The following is an 18,447-nucleotide window of genomic DNA, read 5'->3' as shown; positions in this document are numbered from 1 at the left end:
GAACAAGGCTCGGTTTACTATGAAAACACGTCTATTTTCCAGCCTACAAACCTTCTATAGGATCAAGAGTCAAAAACATGTTGGATTCAAATCTGTCTGCGGCCTTATTTATTACCTCTTTCATGCTTCTTCAGCGCCTTACGTGCTCTTTGACGTACCATTTTTTGCTTCAGAGCCGAGAGTTTGTCAATAAATAATACACCGTCCAGATGGTCGATTTCATGCTGAAAAGCTTCTGAAAGGATACCCTCACCTTCCATCTCGAAAAATTCACCATGACGATCCTGAGCCCTGACTTTGACCCAGCCTGCCCGCTTAACTGCTGCCCAGCAGCCCGGCAGTGAAAGACAGCCCATCTCCATTTTCTGTTCACCCGACTTTTCAATAATCTCAGGATTTACAATGACCAGAGGCTGACTTTTATCAGGCGTGACATCAATTACCGCCACTCTCATCCCCAGACCAACTTGTGTAGCAGCCAGCCCGGCACCGTTAACGGCATACATAGTTTCGAACATATCATCCACGATTTTCTGAAAAGCCGGACCAAAGTCAGTAACAGGAGCAGTGGGAGTTCTTAAAGCAGGATTGGATTCCGGAACCAGTTTTAAAATCGCCATGGAGCTTCTTCTGTGAATATTTTGTTGGTTGTTACACAACAACTATAGACAGAAAAAAAGGAGGAAAAAATGGTCGGGGTAGAGAGATTCGAACTCCCGACATCCTGCTCCCAAAGCAGGCGCGCTACCAGACTGCGCTATACCCCGATGCGTTTTGACCAGAAACCGTGAAATTTCTGCAAGAATTTGGTCGGGGTAGAGAGATTCGAACTCCCGACATCCTGCTCCCAAAGCAGGCGCGCTACCAGACTGCGCTATACCCCGTGTTCTGACCAGAAGTCAGGTTACTTCTGCAAGAAACTGGTCGGGGTAGAGAGATTCGAACTCCCGACATCCTGCTCCCAAAGCAGGCGCGCTACCAGACTGCGCTATACCCCGTCTCTATCTCGTGACAGGCTTTTGAGGCCTCGCCACGGAACGGCGGCTAATCTACCAAAATGATTCGCCTTTGACAAAAGTATTTGCCACAAAACTTCAACCAGCTAAAAAACAGACAACCAAGAACTTGCACAGGAAGGACCTTTTTTTAATGTAAAATGTTTTTTCGCTCATGGTTATTTTTTTAGTCAGACTGGGAAAATTTCCTTCCGAAGCATAGATGCCCTGTAAAGATATTATCAACTCCAATTCCTCAGTGCTGAGTTGAGCAGTAACAATGCCATTCACTACCCCCTCGAAGGATCCTGTCCAACTGCATCATCGTGGTCATCTTTCACGCAGTTTTCGACAGTCTTTCAGAGTGTCGGAAATCATGAAAGCAAGTTCCAGCGCCTGATCAGCATTCAGTCTTGGATCACAGTGAGTATGATAGCGATTACCCAGAGAGTCTTCGGTTACGGCACGGGAACCACCAATGCACTCGGTTACCTTCTGACCAGTCATTTCAAAGTGAACACCACCCGCATAGGTCCCTTCTGCCTGGTGAACCGCAAAGAACTGTTTCACCTCACGCAGAATTCGGCTGACCTCACGCGTCTTATAACCGTTGGAGGCCTTGAATGTGTTGCCGTGCATCGGATCACAGCTCCACAACACCTGACGCCCTTCCCTCTCGACAGCACGAATCAGTTCTGGCAGGTGTTTTTCAACATTGTCTGCGCCCATGCGCACAATCACATTCAGGCGACCAGCTTCGTTGTCCGGGCTGATCAGATCAATCAGGCGAATCAGATCTTCAGGAGGCATGGTTGGACCCGCCTTCAGACCAATCGGGTTGCTAATACCCCGAACGAATTCAACGTGCCCCCCCTCAACCTGACGAGTTCTGTCGCCTACCCAGAGCATGTGTGCCGAGCAGTCGTACCAGTGACCGGAAAGACTGTCCTGACGGGTCATGGCCTGCTCATAAGGCAGCAAAAGAGCTTCATGGGAGGTGTAGAAGTCCGTTTCACTGATCACCCTGGAATGCTCGGAAGAAATACCGCAGGCCCTCATGAAATCAAGTGCTTCATCAATTCGATCAGCCAGATGACTGTACTGCTCAGACTGTGGACTGCTGGCGACAAAATCCAGATTCCAGGCGTGAACCTGCTCCAGAGACGCAAGCCCGCCCTGGGCAAAAGCCCTGAGCAGGTTCAGAGTCGATGACGCCTGATGATAGGCCTTAAGCATTCTCTCGGGGTCAGGAATTCTGGATTCTACTGTGGAGTCCATAGCATTAATGATGTCGCCGCGATAAATCGGCAGCTCAACACCTTCTATGACTTCGGTACCAGACGAACGGGGCTTGGCAAATTGTCCAGCCATCCTGCCCACCTTGATGACAGGACAACTGGCGCCAAATGTCAGCACGACGGCCATCTGCATCAGGACCTTGAAGGTATCCCGAATATTATCTGCTGAGAACTCCAGAAAGCTCTCGGCACAGTCACCACCCTGCAATAGAAACGCTTTGCCCTCGGTAGCAGCTGTCAACTTCTGTCGCAACGCTCTTACCTCACCGGCAAAGACCAGCGGCGGCATGCGGTGTAACTGTTGCTCCACCTGTTTAAGATGATCTTGATCGGGGTATTCCGGCAGCTGGATGACAGGCATTTCTCTCCAGCTATCAACTTGCCATTGTTTCATTTACTCCTCTCGAGGCGTCGTATTTCTTCATGAACATAACAGGCCATTTTACATGAAATCACTGGACAAAGCCCAATCTCTATCGAACTTGTATCAAAAAGAATAGCCTGTTTTTTACTTTCAGCCTTTCAACAAAAAGCCTTTACACACAATTGAAAAATTTGGTATACAGTGCACTGAAATTTAGCCTGGTGCATTAGCGACCATGAATTCCACACGATCCATGACCAAAACCATTATGAAACGCGGCATTATTATGTGTCGCGGGGTCTGTCGTGGATAGCTTAAAAGCAGAAAACACAGCCCCCGCACCAAGAGAAGGTCCGGGGGCTTTTTTTTGCCACTGCGAAATAAAGCGTCACGAAAAAAAGGAGAAGACAGTGAGCGAACTCAAACTCAGACTGGTCACGACAGGTAGCCTCGACAGCCTTGAGAAAGTATTGAACTCCAGTGCAGAAGAGGGCCTCAAGATCAGCAACTTTTCTGCTGAACTGGTTCCGGAGCGAGGCCACTACGAAGTCAAAATGTCTGTCTCAGGCTTTACCAGCCAGAACCAGGTCGTCAGTAAGCTGGCTATGGAAAAAGACATTCGCGAGCTGACGCCGCTGCGCCGGTGATCCTGTAGCCTGTCAATCTGAAGCTGTCTTGAAGCTTGTTTGCGGTTGATGTTTCCTGCCGTCATTGCCTGCTGCAGGAAACGCAGGCTCATAGTCAGAGCTGACCCATTACATAATTGAGACTGCCGACAATAGCCGCCACCTGGGCATCATTGCACTCTTCGTCAGTTACTTTTGGGCTGTCCGGATAAACTTCAGTCGTGGTGCCAAACCTGCAGTTTGTTATACCACCACAAAGACCCAGCTTTTTCATAGGATAGTGGATCACACCTTCCTGAATCACCGGGGAGCCAATAATTTTTCCCTGATCGTCTGCGGGTGCAATGTGCGTCACCTGTCTGACGGAATCAATCACCGCCTTCTGGAATTCGGGAACAGGGTTTTCGGTATCAGCCACTGTGTAGAAACCATCTGGTATTCCCTCTTCCACATAGCCTTTGCCATCCCTTGCTGCCAGAGCAGGACGAAATTCAGTTTCATCCGTATCCGTAGTTTCATGCAGATCAATATGAACCAATACTTCCTGCTCCAAACCTGCCAACAGTTTCATCAAGTTGGTGGACTCTTCTGCCGGGCTGTCTTTGTAGAAGGAACGATTAGGATCAATGGCATTGGGATTCCAGCGATTGATGGTTTCATAACCCCAGGGGCTGATGCAGGGCGCCACCAGGATATTGAAGTGGCTTACAAAGTTTTTAGCCTCAACTTCCAGAAATTTTAACGCACCGTGAACACCACTGGTTTCATAGCCGTGGACTCCACCGGTCACCAGAACAACGGGCTTGTCAGTGTTCCAGTTTCGACTCCTGATGGCATACAAAGGAAAACGCTCAACATCGTAGGAGAGGGCACCATACTGCTCAACATCATAATGCTCTTTCAAAGCCATTATTTTGGGCACGACTTCCCTTTGGTATTCACGCTTGATGGTGGTTTGTTCATACCAGACTTTACGTTCTTCCTTGCCCCATACTTGACCAGGCGTGCCAATCGGGAATCTATAACTGCTGCCCATCTCTCTGCCCTTAACGCATTCACTGAAAAGAGCAGAGTATACAGAGTTCAGTCAATAGCCGCTTGTGATGATAACATCCAGTCCAAAAGACACAGGGTTCAACCCAAACCGGTTGCTACCGGCCTGCTGTCATCAGTAATCCACTCACTCCATGAACCCGGAAAGAGTTTGGCAGCTGGCATACCAGCGTATTCCATAGCCAGAAGGTTATGACAGGCAGTAACACCCGAGCCACAGTAAAACACGGGCTCCAGTCCATCGACCATCAGAACTCCCAACTGTTTTCGTAACTGTTCTATGGAAAGAAAAGAACCTGAATTATCCATATTGGAAGTGAATGGATAACAGATCGCCCCGGGAATATGACCTGCTTTACTGTCAAGAGGCTCTGATTCTCCGGCAAAACGCTCAGGAGCACGGGCATCTATTAAACGAAAAACCGGACTTTGCAACTGCTCCATAACCTCACTGGCAGAGACTGTCATGCCGTGATTAACATCAGCCATAAAGTCAGAGGGGGTGATAGCAGGCGTTTCAGTCGTTACAGGATAACAGCCAGCAGACCATCTTTTGAAACCGCCATGCAAAACCTGAACAGGTTCCACGCCAACCCAGCGCAATTGCCACCATGCTCGGGCAGCCATAGCATGATTACCGTCATCATAAACAACCACATGGGTGGTTTTGCTGATACCCAGGGTTCTCAAATGTTCAGCAAACACCTCAGGCTCCGGCAGGGGATGCCTGCCAGTTTTCCCGGGAACCACTGGAGCAGACAGGTCTTTCTCGAGATCGATGTATCGAGAACCGGGGATATATCCTTGAAGGTAAAGAGTCTGTCCCAGTTTGGGGTCGGCAAGACTGAAGCGAGCATCAAGCACGACAACCCCAGGGACGGTTAGCAGGGCTGCCAGGGTTTCGGGTTCTATGAAGGGTGACATTCTATAAATCCATCCCAACTTTCAGGGAGATGCTCAAACATCTCGGTAAGAAGACTTCACTGAGGTTCTGGATTATTGCTGATCAATTCAGAGGCAGGGGCAGGGTAAAAACCCTGAGGGGAGACTCAGGGTTACTACCCGACTGTCCATGATGGGTTCACATCCGTGTGAATTTGCTGTCCATGCACCTTCAACATATCAAGCTGCTGAAGGGCAGAATGCAGGAAGAAAGCACCAGACTTTGTAAGACATTTCCCACAATCTTGTAATCAATCAATAAGCCTCGTTATATCTCAGTGATCCAGCTCATCCAGTTCGCTCTGGTCTACCACTTCGTCATTGATCAGAACCTTTTCAGACAAAATGTCACCGATATCCCCAGCCTCATCATCAATAATAATCCGTGTTACATCACCATTATTGGACAACGGGAAATCATCGTCGTCTTCAGCTGCCCTGATTTCTGCCTCAGGCTCAGAGGGAGTCTCAACAAGCACATTGTTACTATCTACCTGCCCAGGTTCATCAGCGGGTTGCATCAGATAAAGCCCTGCGGCAACGGCCAGAATCCCAAAGCCAAATACCAGGGCAATCAGATGTTCCTTTCTCATAGCTACTCCGTCACAGGGTCTGTTTATGATCTCAAAATCCGGACTATACCGTATCAGACGACAGGACATTGGTCATGCTTCTGTGGCCCGAACTGACAGAATGCCCCAGCTAAAAGATTCTTCTAATGAAGGCAAGGATTCACGCAATCCTGAGTCAGTCCTTTAAAACTCTGACCGCAACTTGCTTTTTCAGAGACACCATACCACTATGGTGTAGAACTTTGCTCAATTTTTGGTCACAAGCGCGAGTCAGGAATGCTCTGTCAACACCAAGAAAAAAAGCATTTTACTGATGAATAACCTTGTTCGTTTCCTGCAGCTTAGTGAATTGAGCCTCACTGTAAAGAGTGCCAAGCCGATAAATAATAACAATTAAATGTAGCCATGAGCCCGATATATCGCTCCCTGTTCAAGGATGGAAAGCGAAACTCATGACCCTATAAATTATCGAGCCGGAGACAAAATGCCCTCTAACAACTTCTTACTTAGCTGTGTGGTGCCGGTTTTCAATGAAAGCCAGGTCATTGGTCGGTTCATGGAAGCACTGATTAAACAGCTTGAAGAGATCACCGAGCATCTTGAAATTATTGTGGTGGATGATGGCAGTACCGACAAAACGGTCGAACTGGTCGAATCCTTCTGTAATGACGAGAGGATCAAGCTGATTGAGTTATCCAGAAACTTCGGCAAGGAGACCGCACTGACTGCCGGAATTGATGCCACTTCCGGTGACGCTGTGATTTTGATCGACGCAGACTTTCAGCACCCTCTGGAAATGATCCCTGTTTTTGTTGATTACTGGCGACAAGGTTACCAGATGGTCTACGGCGTCCGCCAGGACAGGGAAAATGAATCTTTCCTGAAAAAGAAAGGCGCACAATTTTTCTATCGAATCATGCACTCCAGCACAGGCATTGATGTACCGGCTCACGCAGGCGACTTTCGGCTACTGGACAAGGTGGTGGTCGATGCCCTCAGAGCCATGCCTGAACGCAGTCGCTTTATGAAAGGTATCTATGCCTGGGTAGGTTACAAGAGCATCGGCCTTCCCTTTCAGGTCAGAAACCGGCTGGCGGGGCAATCCGGCTGGGGTTATGGCAAACTGACCAGTCTGGCTCTTTCGGGCATTACAGCATTCACTACTTTGCCACTGAGGATTGTCGGTGGGCTTGGACTGATTATTTCATTCATCTCGGTGTTTTACGCACTCTTTATCATCTTTCGGACTCTTGTTCTCGGCGCCCCCCTGCCGGGCTGGCCCACGGTTATTGTCGCCATCACCTTTATTGGCGGCATACAGCTATTGTCTCTCTGGTTACTGGGTGAGTACATTGCCGGTATTTTCTGCGAAGTAAAAAAACGCCCCAGATACTTGATACAGCGACAACTGGGGTTCAAGAATCAGAAGGATAGCAATGCAGCCGATTAAGTTTATTATAACCGGCAGTACTGCTGCAGCTGTTCACCTTTTTGTACTCTGGCTTCTGGTAGACCTGACTCAAGTAAACCCGCTACTGGCGAACCCTGCCGCTTTTATTCTGGCCTTTGTCGTCAGTTACCTGGGTCATTCATTGTGGACTTTTAATCACAAGCAACATGTACTTCGCAATACTCTGCTGAAATTCCTGTTGGTTCAATTGCTCTGCAGTTTTGTGCTCAATCAGGGGCTTTATACCCTGCTGTTAACCTACACCGGTTTGAATTATCTAATGGCCAGCTTTATCGTCCTGACAACGATTCCCCTGGTCACTTATACCCTGAGCAAATACTGGGCCTTTAAATGAAAAGAATAACACTGTGCGCAGATGATTACGGGATTCACCCAAGGGTATCGGAAGCTATTCTGGAGCTGGCCATTCTCGGCAGAATTCAGGCCACCAGTTGTCTGGTCACTGGTCCGGACTGGATAAAGCAGGCAAGCCACCTGACGACCATTCAGGAAAAGGTTGATATTGGCCTGCATCTTAATTTAACTGAAGGCAATGGCCTCAGTTCCGCCTATGTAGACGGACTCCCCAGCCTGAATCAGGTTTTAATCAAGAGCCATCTTCACTTATTGGACCGGACCGCCCTGCTGGAAGAAGTCACGGCACAATATCAGTATTTTATCGACGCTACCGGCAGAGCCCCCGACTTTGTTGATGGCCATCAGCACGTACATCACCTGCCCATGGTACGTGAAACCCTGTTATCGGTAATACGCACCTTTAGGCCCGAACCTTCTTTCTGGGTGAGAAGCGTTACACCCATCATCCGTCATGGTGGTGGCCTGAAAAGCTACATTATTGAAGGTTCTGGCAGTAAGAGCCTGAACTGCGAATTGCTCAACCAGAGTATCAATACCAATACTTCCTTTGCTGGCGTCTATTCACTGAAACCGCAAGAAAACTATTCCACCCTGATGAAAGCATGGCTCTCTGATTCATACGACAAAGGGCTGATTATGTGTCACCCGGGTAAAACTGCCGGCCACATCAATCTGGATCATTCTCAAGCCAGACAGTTAGAGTTTGATTATTTATCGAGCCAACAATTTCTAGCCGACTGTCAACAAACAGGAGTTGATCTGTGCAGAATGAAGCAATGATTGCCGAGTCTTCACCCTCTTCCATGGTCATTAAGCACCCTTTTCGCTGGCTCGGTCTGATCTGCCTTTTTCAGCTGTTTTTCTGGACCCTGGGCCCCTGGTTGGTCAGGAACACGCTGCACTCTGACACACTTGAAGGCATCGCCTGGGGTAACCTCTGGCAGTGGGGGTATGAAAAACACCCACCGCTGGCAGCCTGGACTGCCGCTTTTTTTTCAAACTTAAGTGATACCAGCGACTGGCCTGTCTATCTCTTTGCCCAGGTTACTGTGGTGATTGCTTTTGTTGCTGTCTGGCGTCTGGCCAGAGAATATTTGACCGAGGCTGGTGCCCTGCTGGCAGTCTTTTTGTTACAAGGCATTCTCTTCTACAGTAACCGGGTAGAAAGACTGACACCGGACACGCTTCAGCATCCAATTTGGGCCTTACTTGCCCTGACTTTTTATTTTGCAGTGACTCGTCAATCCCCGGCTTATTGGCTGCTGAGCGGAGTCATTTCAGGGCTGGCCATTCTGACTAAATATCAGGTGGCCGTTTTGTTTGCGCCCCTGTTTATTGTTCTTTTAATCACCCACGAAGGCAGACTCGCACTTTCCTCCGTTGGCCCATGGTTGGGTGGGCTTCTCGCACTGGCTATCGCCTCCCCCCATCTTTACTGGCTATGGGACAACAACTTTGCAGCAGTGAGCTATCTGGGAGAAAACTACGTTGAAAGTGAGCGTTATGGAACCGGTACACACTGGGATCATCTGATATTTCCTCTGAACTTTATCAAGAATAATCTGGGCAATGTCCTGGTATTCTTTCTTTTGATGATCCCCCTTTTCAGAGCTCCCAGGCTCCCTATCCTTTATGATCGTTTCAAAAAAGTTTTTCTAATCGCCATAGCGACAGGTCCATTTGCCTGTACACTCTTGTTTGGACTGGTAACCGGCGAGAAGCTCGTACCCCGCTGGGCTACCCCCTACTTTGTCTGGCTGCCGCTGCTGGTGCTGGTCTGGACTCGTCCATTGATCGATTACCCGCGTTTCAAGAAAGTGGTGTTCTGGTGTTTATTCACCGGGGTATTGTTTGTTTTATTGAGATGCAGCTACTTGCTGTTCAAACCTGTCTTTGATGAAGATTACTCGGATTCAGTGGAGTTCGTGCCTCTCAGGGCCCAAATGCTAAAAGCTGAAGAGTTGTGGGCATTTCACCAGGAAGATCGCCCTGAAAACGAAGGTTATATCCCTTATCTGGGCGGGCTTCACTACCACGTTGCTGAGCTGCTGGCGTATAGCCAGAATCACAAAACCATTCCATTTTTTGGTCTTAATCCGGCAGAAAGCCTCTGGATGAAAGAAGAAGATTTCCGCAAAAAAGGCGGAATCATTGTCATGACGGATGGCAAGCGATATTCAAAGGAAGTCAGACAAAGGCTTGAAAAGAACTATCCTCAGGCTGAATTTCTAGGGCTCTTTGAATTCGAGCCCGTAACTAAAGTGAAGGTGGATAATAAGCCTAAACTGTTTGTGGAGTATTACCTCTTAAGACCGCAAATGACCCCAGGTAATCTGGCGGAGGGCATTGATTAAGCCGATCCGCCTTTTTCTCACTGAACCTTGACAACCCGGCTGGCAGTGCCCTGGGTAAGGATTTTTACTTTATCGCCCGCAGCAAAGCTAACGGCCGGATCAGCCTGTTGAACAACAGAAACATAAGAGCCGTCATCCAGTCTGACTGTCAGTTCAACACCCTGCCTGGAGGTGATTTTCTTCTCGGCCATATTGCCCAAAACACCACCGGCAACAGCTCCAGCTATTGCTGCAATGGCGCTTTCGCGCTGACCACCAATACTGGAAGCTGCAATGCCTCCTGCCGCTGCCCCTGCCAGAGTGCCGACCTCACCCTGGCTGCCTTCCAGTTTGACCAGCCTGGATTCAGCGACCGTACCAAACCGGACTGTCTGCATTTGACGGGCTTCAGAAGCAGAATAAGTAGTCCCTGTCTGATCAGTCGTACAGCCAACCACAGAGAGAGAAAGCAGCAAGACGGTCCCTGCCTGTTTGATCCTATTGTTCATAAATATGCCTCCTGTTAGGTTTAATTCCAGTTTCCTGTCCAGTTTAGACTGTGCTATGGCGACAAAATTCCCCACTAATCCACTGATTTGGAAAGCCCTCTGATTTCTTCGCGAATGGCAGGATCACCCACTCTCTCGTTGATCGAATCGACCCATTCTGTTTTATAACCGCGAACACCGACGTTCTGCTCCTGGACTTCCAGATTACCGCTTTCCTGAAGAATCTTCTGGAACAAGGCTCTGTCAGCAGGATCCACAATAGGTCCCGGTTCGGGTACCTCTCCGGTTTCCGGGTTGATCCTGGCCGCCAGAAACTTGATTTCGGCATCCAGCATTCCGGCTCTGTCTTTGCCGCTTTTGCAATTGGATAATGGCACAGCACCTACCATATGAGTCAATAGGGCCACTCTGGTAGCCAGCTTATAGGCATCATGATGATGGTGATAATGGCTGCCTTTTTTATAGATTGCTTTAATCTGAGTGGTAAGGTCCTTTACTGTTCGATCATCCCTGGTTAACTGGTCCAGCTGGGCATTCAATTCAGAAACTTTTTCCCCGTTGCCGGCTTCTTCGGCGTCCCTGATCTGCGCCCTGATTTCCTCACCTTTCTTTGAGGTACCGCTGAGAAATTCACCCGCCATACCGCCCGGGATGCCGTCCTTGCCCGGCTTTCCTACCAGCATTTCCATAGCCGGATCGTTCATTTTTTTCTGGAAAGATCTTCCACCTGTTACCAGAGAGGCGCTTCCAACCCCACCCCAGTTCACAGGAATATTAAAGCGTGCCTGTTTGAAATTAAGTTTGATTGTCCGGGTCTGTCCATCAGATCCCGGAAGTTCCATCGTGACAGGCTGTTTAGCAGGGTCAGTAAAGTATTTGAAAGCTTCATTCTGAGCTTTCTGCATTTTTCTCTCTTTTCCGGAACCCAGGCCTGTCGTGACCATGGAGGTGGATGTCATAGCAAGTGTTGGGACTGGCCCTCCCTGTGACGCTATCAGTGCTTGCTCAAAAATATCAGGCCGGGTTGCCAGAGCCGAAAGTAAGATTTCTCTGGCCTTGACTTTTCCACCTTCAGCCTTTAGATCGGGATCCCAGTCAACACCATAAGGATCGGCAATGCCATGTCTTATGCCTGTGTAGACATTACTGTTGTTAATAGAAAAATCACTGCGACTCAGGTTAGTAGCATGATACGTGTTGGTCGAATCGATACCGCTGACTCCATACCCTGCATAGTCAGTTTCATACAGACGGGAAACCTCTCCCCTTAAGGACTCTGGCACCTTGATTTCAGCCGCAGGTTGCTGTCTGGAAGCAAACTCAACTCCAGCCTGAGAAAAAGATTTTTCTATCGTTTTCCAGGGACGAAAATTTAACTGATCGATAAAAGCCTCTTCGAAATCTCTGGCCACGGTTTGCTTATCGACGCCAGCCGAAACCAGGGCGTCCTGCAGAATTTTCGGATAGTACACTTTGGCCTTGCGCATCTCTTCCCTGTTGACAGGTTCATCGCCCTTAAGCTGAACGGTTTGCTGGAGTCTTCTCAACTCATTCAATAGCTGACGATCGAGCTTGGTCAGACGTTCAACATCCTCTGTACGTCCCTCTCTCTGAGCCGAATGTGATTCATTCTTCAGAACTTCTCTGGCTGAATCAAACTGCAGCTTCTGTAACTTGAACAACTCTTTGTGATCGTGAGTACTTCCGGGAACGACCACTTCAGCATCTGATAGAGGTATCTGGTTGTGATCTGAGACGGTCTGGGACTCCCTGCTTTCATTCAGATGCACCTCTAACACTTCTCTGGCAACCTCCCTGTCTACATTCCTCAGAGATAATTCATTGAGGAGCATACCTGGAAGCTTGCGCAGATCTTCCACCATCTTTTCTGTCACGGGTTCATAGTTCTGATGAATCTTTTGCTCATGCTGCTCAATGAACTCTTTCATTGCCAGAATAAGCTCGCCACCATCAGACTGAAGCCGGGCTTCAATGAGAACATCCTTGGCTACGGAAATAGCTGCACTTTCGAATTGATTTCTGGCCTGCCGATAAGCCCTCTGAACTTCAGGACTGTCACCCTCCCCCATTTTTACCTTGGCAAAGACATCCCCAACCTCTCCGAAAATACTGTTTGCCTGAACCTGAGATCGAATATTGTCAGACATTATCTTCGGCACAGGCTGACTGAATGCAGTAATTTGTCTCTGCTCTATAGGGATATTGCGAGGTGCCGGGTTACCTCGTCCCGGCAACTTTTTGAGAACATTTTTAATGGCTTTGATGAACCTGTTCTGGCGGCTGCTGTGCCTCGCCTCCTGCGTTTCCCCGATATCCGGAGTTGCCGCTTGAGGGTTAACCGATGCTGGCTGGATGCCCGATGGAAGTTTGCTGCCATCCATAGCTATGATTCCTCAGTCAGGGATAAATTCCGGGCAGTGCAGAAAGAATCAGTAAATCACTGGGCACCGCCACAGGGGTTGTCTGATCATACCGGGAGCAAATCTGTGTCCACTCATGTCTGGGATTAAAGAACAGACCTGGAATATGATTTAGTAGCATTAGCAATAAGCCTTTGACATCCTATTAGAAGAATAGCCAAAGGCAGAGCCTGTGACTTGTCATCGGTAGCTATTAACACCCTGAATGATGACAATTGTAATAGTTTGATAGGTAGAATTTCATATTGCCGGAAGCTCTAAGCAGGAACAGACTAGCTCCGATATTTTGAGGTGGCAGTTAACCAGACTCTCCATCTCTTGTTGCCGATATTCCTTATTAATGGTGATACATCAATGGCACTGGATAATACTGATCTGAACGAATACCGAATCGAACATGATCTGCTGGGTGAAGCCCCTGTACCCCGGGACGTTTACTATGGCATCCAGACTCAGCGAGCCATGGAAAACTTCAACATTTCCGGTGTCACTCTGAACCACTTCTCAAACATTCCGATAGCCTTGGCCATGGTTAAGAAATCCTGTGCACTGGCTAACCGTGATCTGGGAATGCTGGATGCAGCCAAGGCCGATGCCATTGCAGATGCCTGTGATGAAATTATTGCCGGTAAGCTGCATGACCAGTTCACCGTTGACATGATTCAGGGCGGGGCCGGAACCTCCACCAATATGAATGCCAACGAAGTGATTGCCAACCGCGCACTGGAGCTGATGGGTTACCGTCGTGGTCAATATGAGCACCTGCACCCAAACACACACGTTAACATGGCACAGTCTACCAATGACGTTTATCCAACGGCTATGCGTCTGTCCATGGTGTTGAAGCACGACGAACTGGTTGTAGCTGCCATGAGCCTGAAGAATGCCTGTGATGTTAAAGCAGAAGAGTTCAAAGACGTTCTGAAAATGGGCCGTACCCAGCTGCAGGATGCTGTTCCTATGACTCTCGGTCAGGAATTCCGTGCTTTCTCAACCACCATTGGTGAAGACATCGACCGTATCAAGGATATGGCCAAACTGCTGTGTGAAATCAATCTGGGTGGTACTGCCATCGGAACGGGTATCACTGCAGACAGCCGTTACGCCCCTCTGGCGGTTAGATACCTGTCTGAAATTTCCGGCCAGAATATGATCCTGGCCAGTGATCTGGTAGAAGCCACCTCGGACATGGGCGCTTTTGTCATCTTCTCCAGCGCCCTGAAGCGTATGGCCGTCAAACTGTCCAAGATGAGTAATGATCTGCGTCTGCTCTCCTCTGGTCCCCTGTGTGGCTTTAATGACATCAACCTGCCTGAAATGCAGCCAGGTTCCTCCATCATGCCGGGCAAAGTTAACCCGGTTATTCCTGAGGCCATGAGCCAGATCGCTTTCCACGTTATCGGAAACGATCTGGTCGTTACCATGGCTTCAGAAGCAGCCCAGCTGCAGCTTAACTACGCTGAGCCGGTACTGGTTTACAAGATTCTGGAATCCATCCAGCAGCTCACCAACGGTATGTTCATGCTGTCTGATCGCTGCGTTAAAGGCATTACGGCTAACAGGGACGTCTGTACGGATTATGTCTACAACTCTGTTGGCCTGGTAACCGCTCTGAACCCATACCTGGGTTACGAAAATTCCAGCCGCATTGCCAAAACTGCCTTGAAGACCGGTCGTCGTGTAGTAGATCTGGTTAAGGAAGAAGGCTTGCTGACAGACGAGCAACTGGCGGAAATCCTCAAGCCAGAAAACATGATCGCGCCACTGGACCTGAGCAATAAGGTACACTGATCGTTAAAATCAGTCGTATATAGTGACATCCGGTGTATGAAGAACCGCGCTATTGCAGGTGCGGTTCCTTTATCAGCCCTTTGTCCCCGGAATCCGTTGAAAAATCAAGACCAACAAGGATTTTACCGCCCAAAACCTGCCCTTCTGCTTACTTACCCACATTTAATAAACATTTACAGTAGTTATACCACTTGGAATGTATAATTTTTTCATTAACATTGCGCATTCCGTTAGGCGACCAGTAGAAAGCGAAATTATCTGGACCATTCAAACGTAATTACGACTTGGAAATATCGGACATCGAATAACCAAGCTCAGTATACTGGGTTGTAGTTTGCAAAAAGCTGTCCAGCAAAATCCAGGCAGAACAGCCCACTCAGTGTAAGTTGTAAAAGAGACAACAGGCGTTACAAGAAACAGCCTGCGCGGAGCATAGCTACTTCGAGGTGTTGTTACTTCAGTGCATTGTTACAAACCTCTGCTACACTGAGATCGAATTCCACAGCCGTTAAGCATGTAAAAAAATGAATGACGTGGTTCTACCTTCGCAAATTTTCTCCGGCCTGACGGCGTTTGATTATTAAATCCGTCTACGGCAACTTTTATACAGTTACAGTGGAGTCGTTATGCAGCAACAGGATATGAAGCAGGAGCCCACCGTTTTCATCATCGACGATGACGAGGCTGTTCGTGATTCGCTGAAAATGCTGATGAAATCTGTTGGACAGACAGTAGAAGCTTTCTTTTCCCCAGCCGAATTTCTGGAAGTCTACGATGAAAACCGTCCGGGATGTATCGTACTGGACATTCGTATGCCGGGAATGAGTGGGCTTGAGCTACAGAGCAAACTCAACGAAATGCACTGCATTCTGCCTATCATTTTTATTACCGGACACGGCGATGTACCTATGGCCGTTCAGGCTATCAAGGATGGTGCAATGAACTTTATCCAGAAACCGTTCCGCGATCAGGAGCTTCTGGATCTGATTAATGACGCCTTGAAACTTGATGCGCAACAACGTCGTGAGCTGCTCGAGCACAAAGAAATCCTTCGTCGTCTTTCTACGCTGACTGACCGTGAGCGTGAAGTTCTACACCATGTCGTTGAAGGTAAGGCGAACAAGGTGATCGCTGCTGACATCAATCTGAGCCAGAGAACGGTAGAAATCCATCGCTCTCGTGTGATGGAAAAAATGGGCACCAAATCCCTGGCCCATCTGGTTCGCCAGGTTATGCAGGTTAAAGAGCACCTGGAAGGTGAATTTTACTTCAAGGTCTGATCTCTATCCGGGGCGCCTTTATGAATGACGCCCCGGTTCATTAATCTCTCCCTGGTAGTGGTCAGCACACAGTCTTGTCAGTCCATAACACGCCAGCCCTGCTCCTCACAATTATCTCTGGATTCCCTGCGAAGCCTTGCGCCACCTTTTAAGTAGTCCCCGTACAACGTCTAGTACATCCCTCCATTCAGCAATTCTGAGACTAATCCTAAACTCCTAATACGCTATGAGAGAGCTGAGGGCAGAAGTCGATTTTTCTTAAATGAACGAGACTATTTTTGGGACTATTTTTGGCTACCTAGCGGTAACTGAATACTTTATTAATAAAAAAATCGATCATTTCAGAAAAATCATCTACTTTATTGCAACTAAAGTTTTTCTTTCATTGCAGATAACGCTCTGCTGGATGTAGATGCCCTGTGTTAAGAGAGCAGGTCATTCTTTCAGAGCATGAGTACAACAGAGTTTCCATTTTCTGGCAGGATACCCGGTTACCCTGCAGAAGCTGGCGGCTCGGCAAAAGACACAAGTATTGTTATTGAATTGACCATCAAGGCTGCCCCTATGAGCTTGGCAACAAAAGCTACTGTGTATCTTCTGGAACAGGATACAAATGTTACCGACACCATCCGCAGCCTGTGTGATGAGAAGTCTATGCTACTCGAATGTTTCAGCAACAGCAGTGAACTGTTGATGGCGATGCAGGCCATAAAGCCTGACTGCATCATTGCTGAGAATGAAAAAGAAAGTAAAGAAGCTATACAGCTGTTAGAGACCCTGAACGAAGCTGAATATGATATTCCTGTGATCGTTCTTGGACACCATAACGATGTCCACACTGCCGTCGCGGCCATTAAGGCAGGCGCAGTCGACTACATCGAAAAGCCCGTTATTTATGGCCGACTGGCTGAACACTTTAACCAGGTGATCGGCGGAGGGGGTGCTGCTGCGGTTTGATTCATTTCAACTCACAGATGATTCCAGCCCCCTGACGTAACCAGCCAGCTCATCAAGCAGAGCCTGCTGTGCAACGGAAGCCATCCCCTGTGCTTCATCCATAGCCTGCCAGAATGAGCCAAAGCCGAGAATCCGGTCGTCACCGTCAGACATTCTCAGCTTTCGATAAGATTCCCAGGCTTCCAACTCTTCGACATCCAGTGTCTCCGGGTAATGTCGTGCCCGGTAACGAAATAACATGTCATCCAATCGCGCATCATCGAAAGAAAAGCCCAGTCTGGCCAGACAGGAAGGCTCCGAAGATCTGATCACCTGCATTCGCTCTTTATCTTCATCAGAGAAAAAACCACCGGTATAGATCATCTGATCCGGATCGCTGGAAGTGTTTTCTGGCGCAGAGTCAAATACCTGCTGAACCTTCTGCATCACTTGTGGATGTTGCAGCAGCCATTCCCTGTTCCTTGAGCACGCATTCAGATCTATCCCCAGTCGCTGCTGGTCCTCTGACCTCAGTACCTTCAGGGGAGCTACCACCGGGCATTTATTGATATGCACCACTTTCAGAGCAATCCTTTCCTGCCCTTCTCTGGCAGGTGAGAATAATCGCGCCTGTAACTCTTCCACCGACAGGTCCATCAGAACTTCAGGGTCAACAGACAAGTCGTAAACCACCACCCCATTGCGATTAACTGGATGCATGGCAACAGGCATCACGATGGCAAGACAATGCCTCTGGGCACCAAACATACCGGAGACATGGACAACAGCCTCTTTTTTCATCAGATTCAACTGCCGGGAAACGTCTCTCTTATTGCGAAGGTTCAAGATAAAGTTGAAGACTCGGGGTTGTCGGTCACGTATCAGACGTGCCATCGCTATGGTGGCTCTCACATCAGACAAAGCATCATGAGCATCGCCATGATCAATCCCGTTTGCCTGGGTCAGTTCTTCCAGCCTGTAACTGTTAAAACCATCTTCTCTTTTGGGCCAGGCAATACCTTCGGGCCTCAGAGCAGCGGTCAGCCTCACCAGATCAATGAGATCCCAGCGACTGTTTCCGTTCTGCCACTCCCTGGCATAGGGATCATAAAAGTTTCGATAAAGGCTGTTACGAGTCACTTCATCATCAAAGCGAATCGAGTTGTAACCTGCGGCACAGGTTCCGGGCTCCACCAGCTCGGCATGAATCCGACGAATAAACTCCGGCTCAGCCACCCCTCTTTCGTTGACAACCTGAGGTGTCAAACCGGTGACCAGACAGGCCATGGGATGAGCCAGATGATCTGGGGGTAGCTTGCAGAAGATATTGAGAGGCTCCCCGATTTCATTCAACTCGGCATCAGTTCTGATACCCGCGAACTGGCAAGGCCAATCCGTCGCGGGATCGGTGCCAAAGGTTTCGTAATCGTGCCAGTAGAAACTAGATAACATAACCAAATTCACCCAAATAAATATAAT

At 48.5% G+C, this 18,447-nt stretch carries 16 protein-coding genes and 3 tRNA genes; 8 read left to right on the top strand and 11 right to left on the bottom strand.

Annotated features, from left to right (window positions below):
- Positions 1-104: 104 nt before the first annotated feature.
- From def to ACOMHB_RS08730, 5 genes are all read right to left on the bottom strand, one after another.
- Positions 105-620: a peptide deformylase gene (gene def, locus ACOMHB_RS08750; protein ID WP_448216316.1), complete on the bottom strand. Its 516-nt coding sequence runs from the start codon at positions 618-620 to the stop codon at positions 105-107.
- Between the two features lie 70 nt (positions 621-690).
- Positions 691-767, bottom strand: a tRNA-Pro gene (locus tag ACOMHB_RS08745).
- A gap of 40 nt (positions 768-807) precedes the next feature.
- A tRNA-Pro gene (locus ACOMHB_RS08740) sits at positions 808-884 on the bottom strand.
- Positions 885-921: 37 nt separating this feature from the next.
- A tRNA-Pro gene (locus ACOMHB_RS08735) sits at positions 922-998 on the bottom strand.
- A 327-nt stretch (positions 999-1,325) separates the two neighbouring features.
- Positions 1,326-2,687: a class II 3-deoxy-7-phosphoheptulonate synthase gene (locus tag ACOMHB_RS08730; protein WP_448216315.1), complete on the bottom strand. Its 1,362-nt coding sequence runs from the start codon at positions 2,685-2,687 to the stop codon at positions 1,326-1,328.
- A gap of 380 nt (positions 2,688-3,067) precedes the next feature.
- Here ACOMHB_RS08730 and ACOMHB_RS08725 point away from each other — a divergent pair, with 380 nt between their 5' ends.
- Positions 3,068-3,304, top strand: a complete 237-nt coding sequence (locus ACOMHB_RS08725) for a hypothetical protein (protein ID WP_422132911.1) — start codon at positions 3,068-3,070, stop codon at positions 3,302-3,304.
- A gap of 94 nt (positions 3,305-3,398) precedes the next feature.
- Here ACOMHB_RS08725 and ACOMHB_RS08720 read toward each other — a convergent pair whose 3' ends face one another.
- The 3 genes from ACOMHB_RS08720 to ACOMHB_RS08710 all read right to left on the bottom strand — a co-directional run bounded on the left by ACOMHB_RS08720 (position 3,399) and on the right by ACOMHB_RS08710 (position 5,871).
- Positions 3,399-4,319: a M14 family metallopeptidase gene (locus tag ACOMHB_RS08720; protein ID WP_448216314.1), complete on the bottom strand. Its 921-nt coding sequence runs from the start codon at positions 4,317-4,319 to the stop codon at positions 3,399-3,401.
- 98 nt (positions 4,320-4,417) lie between these two features.
- Positions 4,418-5,260 carry a sulfurtransferase gene (locus tag ACOMHB_RS08715; RefSeq protein ID WP_448216313.1) on the bottom strand — a complete coding sequence of 281 codons (843 nt, stop codon included), beginning with the start codon at positions 5,258-5,260 and terminating at the stop codon, positions 4,418-4,420.
- 293 nt (positions 5,261-5,553) lie between these two features.
- Positions 5,554-5,871, bottom strand: coding sequence for a hypothetical protein (locus ACOMHB_RS08710; RefSeq protein ID WP_448216312.1), 318 nt, complete (start codon positions 5,869-5,871; stop codon positions 5,554-5,556).
- Between the two features lie 463 nt (positions 5,872-6,334).
- Between ACOMHB_RS08710 and ACOMHB_RS08705 the strand changes: the two genes are divergently transcribed.
- The 4 genes from ACOMHB_RS08705 to ACOMHB_RS08690 are packed head-to-tail and all read left to right on the top strand — an operon-like array spanning position 6,335 to position 10,032.
- A complete protein-coding gene (locus ACOMHB_RS08705; RefSeq protein ID WP_448216311.1) occupies positions 6,335-7,300 on the top strand; it encodes a glycosyltransferase family 2 protein in 966 nt (321 codons plus the stop codon).
- Positions 7,287-7,655, top strand: coding sequence for a GtrA family protein (locus tag ACOMHB_RS08700; protein WP_448216310.1), 369 nt, complete (start codon positions 7,287-7,289; stop codon positions 7,653-7,655). Before ACOMHB_RS08705 ends, ACOMHB_RS08700 begins: the two co-directional genes overlap by 14 nt.
- Positions 7,652-8,458 carry a ChbG/HpnK family deacetylase gene (locus ACOMHB_RS08695; protein ID WP_448216309.1) on the top strand — a complete coding sequence of 269 codons (807 nt, stop codon included), beginning with the start codon at positions 7,652-7,654 and terminating at the stop codon, positions 8,456-8,458. The genes ACOMHB_RS08700 and ACOMHB_RS08695 overlap by 4 nt, the downstream gene beginning before the upstream one ends.
- The gene (locus ACOMHB_RS08690; protein WP_448216308.1) at positions 8,440-10,032 is read left to right on the top strand and encodes a glycosyltransferase family 39 protein; all 1,593 of its coding nucleotides are present in this window, start codon (positions 8,440-8,442) and stop codon (positions 10,030-10,032) included. The genes ACOMHB_RS08695 and ACOMHB_RS08690 overlap by 19 nt, the downstream gene beginning before the upstream one ends.
- A gap of 17 nt (positions 10,033-10,049) precedes the next feature.
- Here ACOMHB_RS08690 and ACOMHB_RS08685 read toward each other — a convergent pair whose 3' ends face one another.
- Both ACOMHB_RS08685 and ACOMHB_RS08680 read right to left on the bottom strand, forming a co-directional pair.
- A complete protein-coding gene (locus ACOMHB_RS08685; protein ID WP_448216307.1) occupies positions 10,050-10,520 on the bottom strand; it encodes an outer membrane lipoprotein in 471 nt (156 codons plus the stop codon).
- Between the two features lie 74 nt (positions 10,521-10,594).
- The gene (locus ACOMHB_RS08680) at positions 10,595-12,922 is read right to left on the bottom strand and encodes an inositol phosphate phosphatase SopB (RefSeq protein WP_448216306.1); all 2,328 of its coding nucleotides are present in this window, start codon (positions 12,920-12,922) and stop codon (positions 10,595-10,597) included.
- 393 nt (positions 12,923-13,315) lie between these two features.
- On the opposite strand from ACOMHB_RS08680, the gene ACOMHB_RS08675 reads away from it, so the two are divergent.
- The 3 genes from ACOMHB_RS08675 (at position 13,316) to ACOMHB_RS08665 (ending at position 16,989) form a co-directional block, all read left to right on the top strand.
- A complete protein-coding gene (locus ACOMHB_RS08675) occupies positions 13,316-14,752 on the top strand; it encodes an aspartate ammonia-lyase (protein WP_448216305.1) in 1,437 nt (478 codons plus the stop codon).
- Between the two features lie 626 nt (positions 14,753-15,378).
- On the top strand, positions 15,379-16,032 hold the full coding sequence (locus ACOMHB_RS08670) for a response regulator transcription factor (protein WP_317142683.1): 654 nt from the start codon (positions 15,379-15,381) through the stop codon (positions 16,030-16,032).
- Positions 16,033-16,482: 450 nt separating this feature from the next.
- Entirely contained in the window at positions 16,483-16,989 is a 507-nt protein-coding gene (locus ACOMHB_RS08665; protein WP_448216304.1) for a response regulator, read from the top strand.
- 6 nt (positions 16,990-16,995) lie between these two features.
- On the opposite strand, the gene sbcB is transcribed toward ACOMHB_RS08665, so the two are convergent.
- The gene (gene sbcB, locus ACOMHB_RS08660) at positions 16,996-18,420 is read right to left on the bottom strand and encodes an exodeoxyribonuclease I (protein ID WP_448216303.1); all 1,425 of its coding nucleotides are present in this window, start codon (positions 18,418-18,420) and stop codon (positions 16,996-16,998) included.
- Positions 18,421-18,447 lie beyond the last annotated feature (27 nt).

It is taken from the genome of Endozoicomonas sp. 2B-B, assembly GCF_053470045.1.
Note: the sequence above shows the minus strand (reverse complement) of the source record. Positions and strands in the feature narration are given on the sequence as shown.

Excerpts from the sequence above, each read along its gene's own strand:
- def (WP_448216316.1), bottom strand. The coding sequence starts at position 620 with ATGGCGATTTTAAAACTGGTTCCGGAATCCAATCCTGCTTTAAGAACT.
- ACOMHB_RS08730 (WP_448216315.1), bottom strand. The coding sequence starts at position 2,687 with ATGAAACAATGGCAAGTTGATAGCTGGAGAGAAATGCCTGTCATCCAG.
- ACOMHB_RS08720 (WP_448216314.1), bottom strand. The coding sequence starts at position 4,319 with ATGGGCAGCAGTTATAGATTCCCGATTGGCACGCCTGGTCAAGTATGG.
- ACOMHB_RS08715 (WP_448216313.1), bottom strand. The coding sequence starts at position 5,260 with ATGTCACCCTTCATAGAACCCGAAACCCTGGCAGCCCTGCTAACCGTC.
- ACOMHB_RS08710 (WP_448216312.1), bottom strand. The coding sequence starts at position 5,871 with ATGAGAAAGGAACATCTGATTGCCCTGGTATTTGGCTTTGGGATTCTG.
- ACOMHB_RS08705 (WP_448216311.1), top strand. The coding sequence starts at position 6,335 with ATGCCCTCTAACAACTTCTTACTTAGCTGTGTGGTGCCGGTTTTCAAT.
- ACOMHB_RS08700 (WP_448216310.1), top strand. The coding sequence starts at position 7,287 with ATGCAGCCGATTAAGTTTATTATAACCGGCAGTACTGCTGCAGCTGTT.
- ACOMHB_RS08695 (WP_448216309.1), top strand. The coding sequence starts at position 7,652 with ATGAAAAGAATAACACTGTGCGCAGATGATTACGGGATTCACCCAAGG.
- ACOMHB_RS08685 (WP_448216307.1), bottom strand. The coding sequence starts at position 10,520 with ATGAACAATAGGATCAAACAGGCAGGGACCGTCTTGCTGCTTTCTCTC.
- ACOMHB_RS08680 (WP_448216306.1), bottom strand. The coding sequence starts at position 12,922 with ATGGATGGCAGCAAACTTCCATCGGGCATCCAGCCAGCATCGGTTAAC.
- ACOMHB_RS08675 (WP_448216305.1), top strand. The coding sequence starts at position 13,316 with ATGGCACTGGATAATACTGATCTGAACGAATACCGAATCGAACATGAT.
- ACOMHB_RS08670 (WP_317142683.1), top strand. The coding sequence starts at position 15,379 with ATGCAGCAACAGGATATGAAGCAGGAGCCCACCGTTTTCATCATCGAC.
- ACOMHB_RS08665 (WP_448216304.1), top strand. The coding sequence starts at position 16,483 with ATGAGTACAACAGAGTTTCCATTTTCTGGCAGGATACCCGGTTACCCT.
- sbcB (WP_448216303.1), bottom strand. The coding sequence starts at position 18,420 with ATGTTATCTAGTTTCTACTGGCACGATTACGAAACCTTTGGCACCGAT.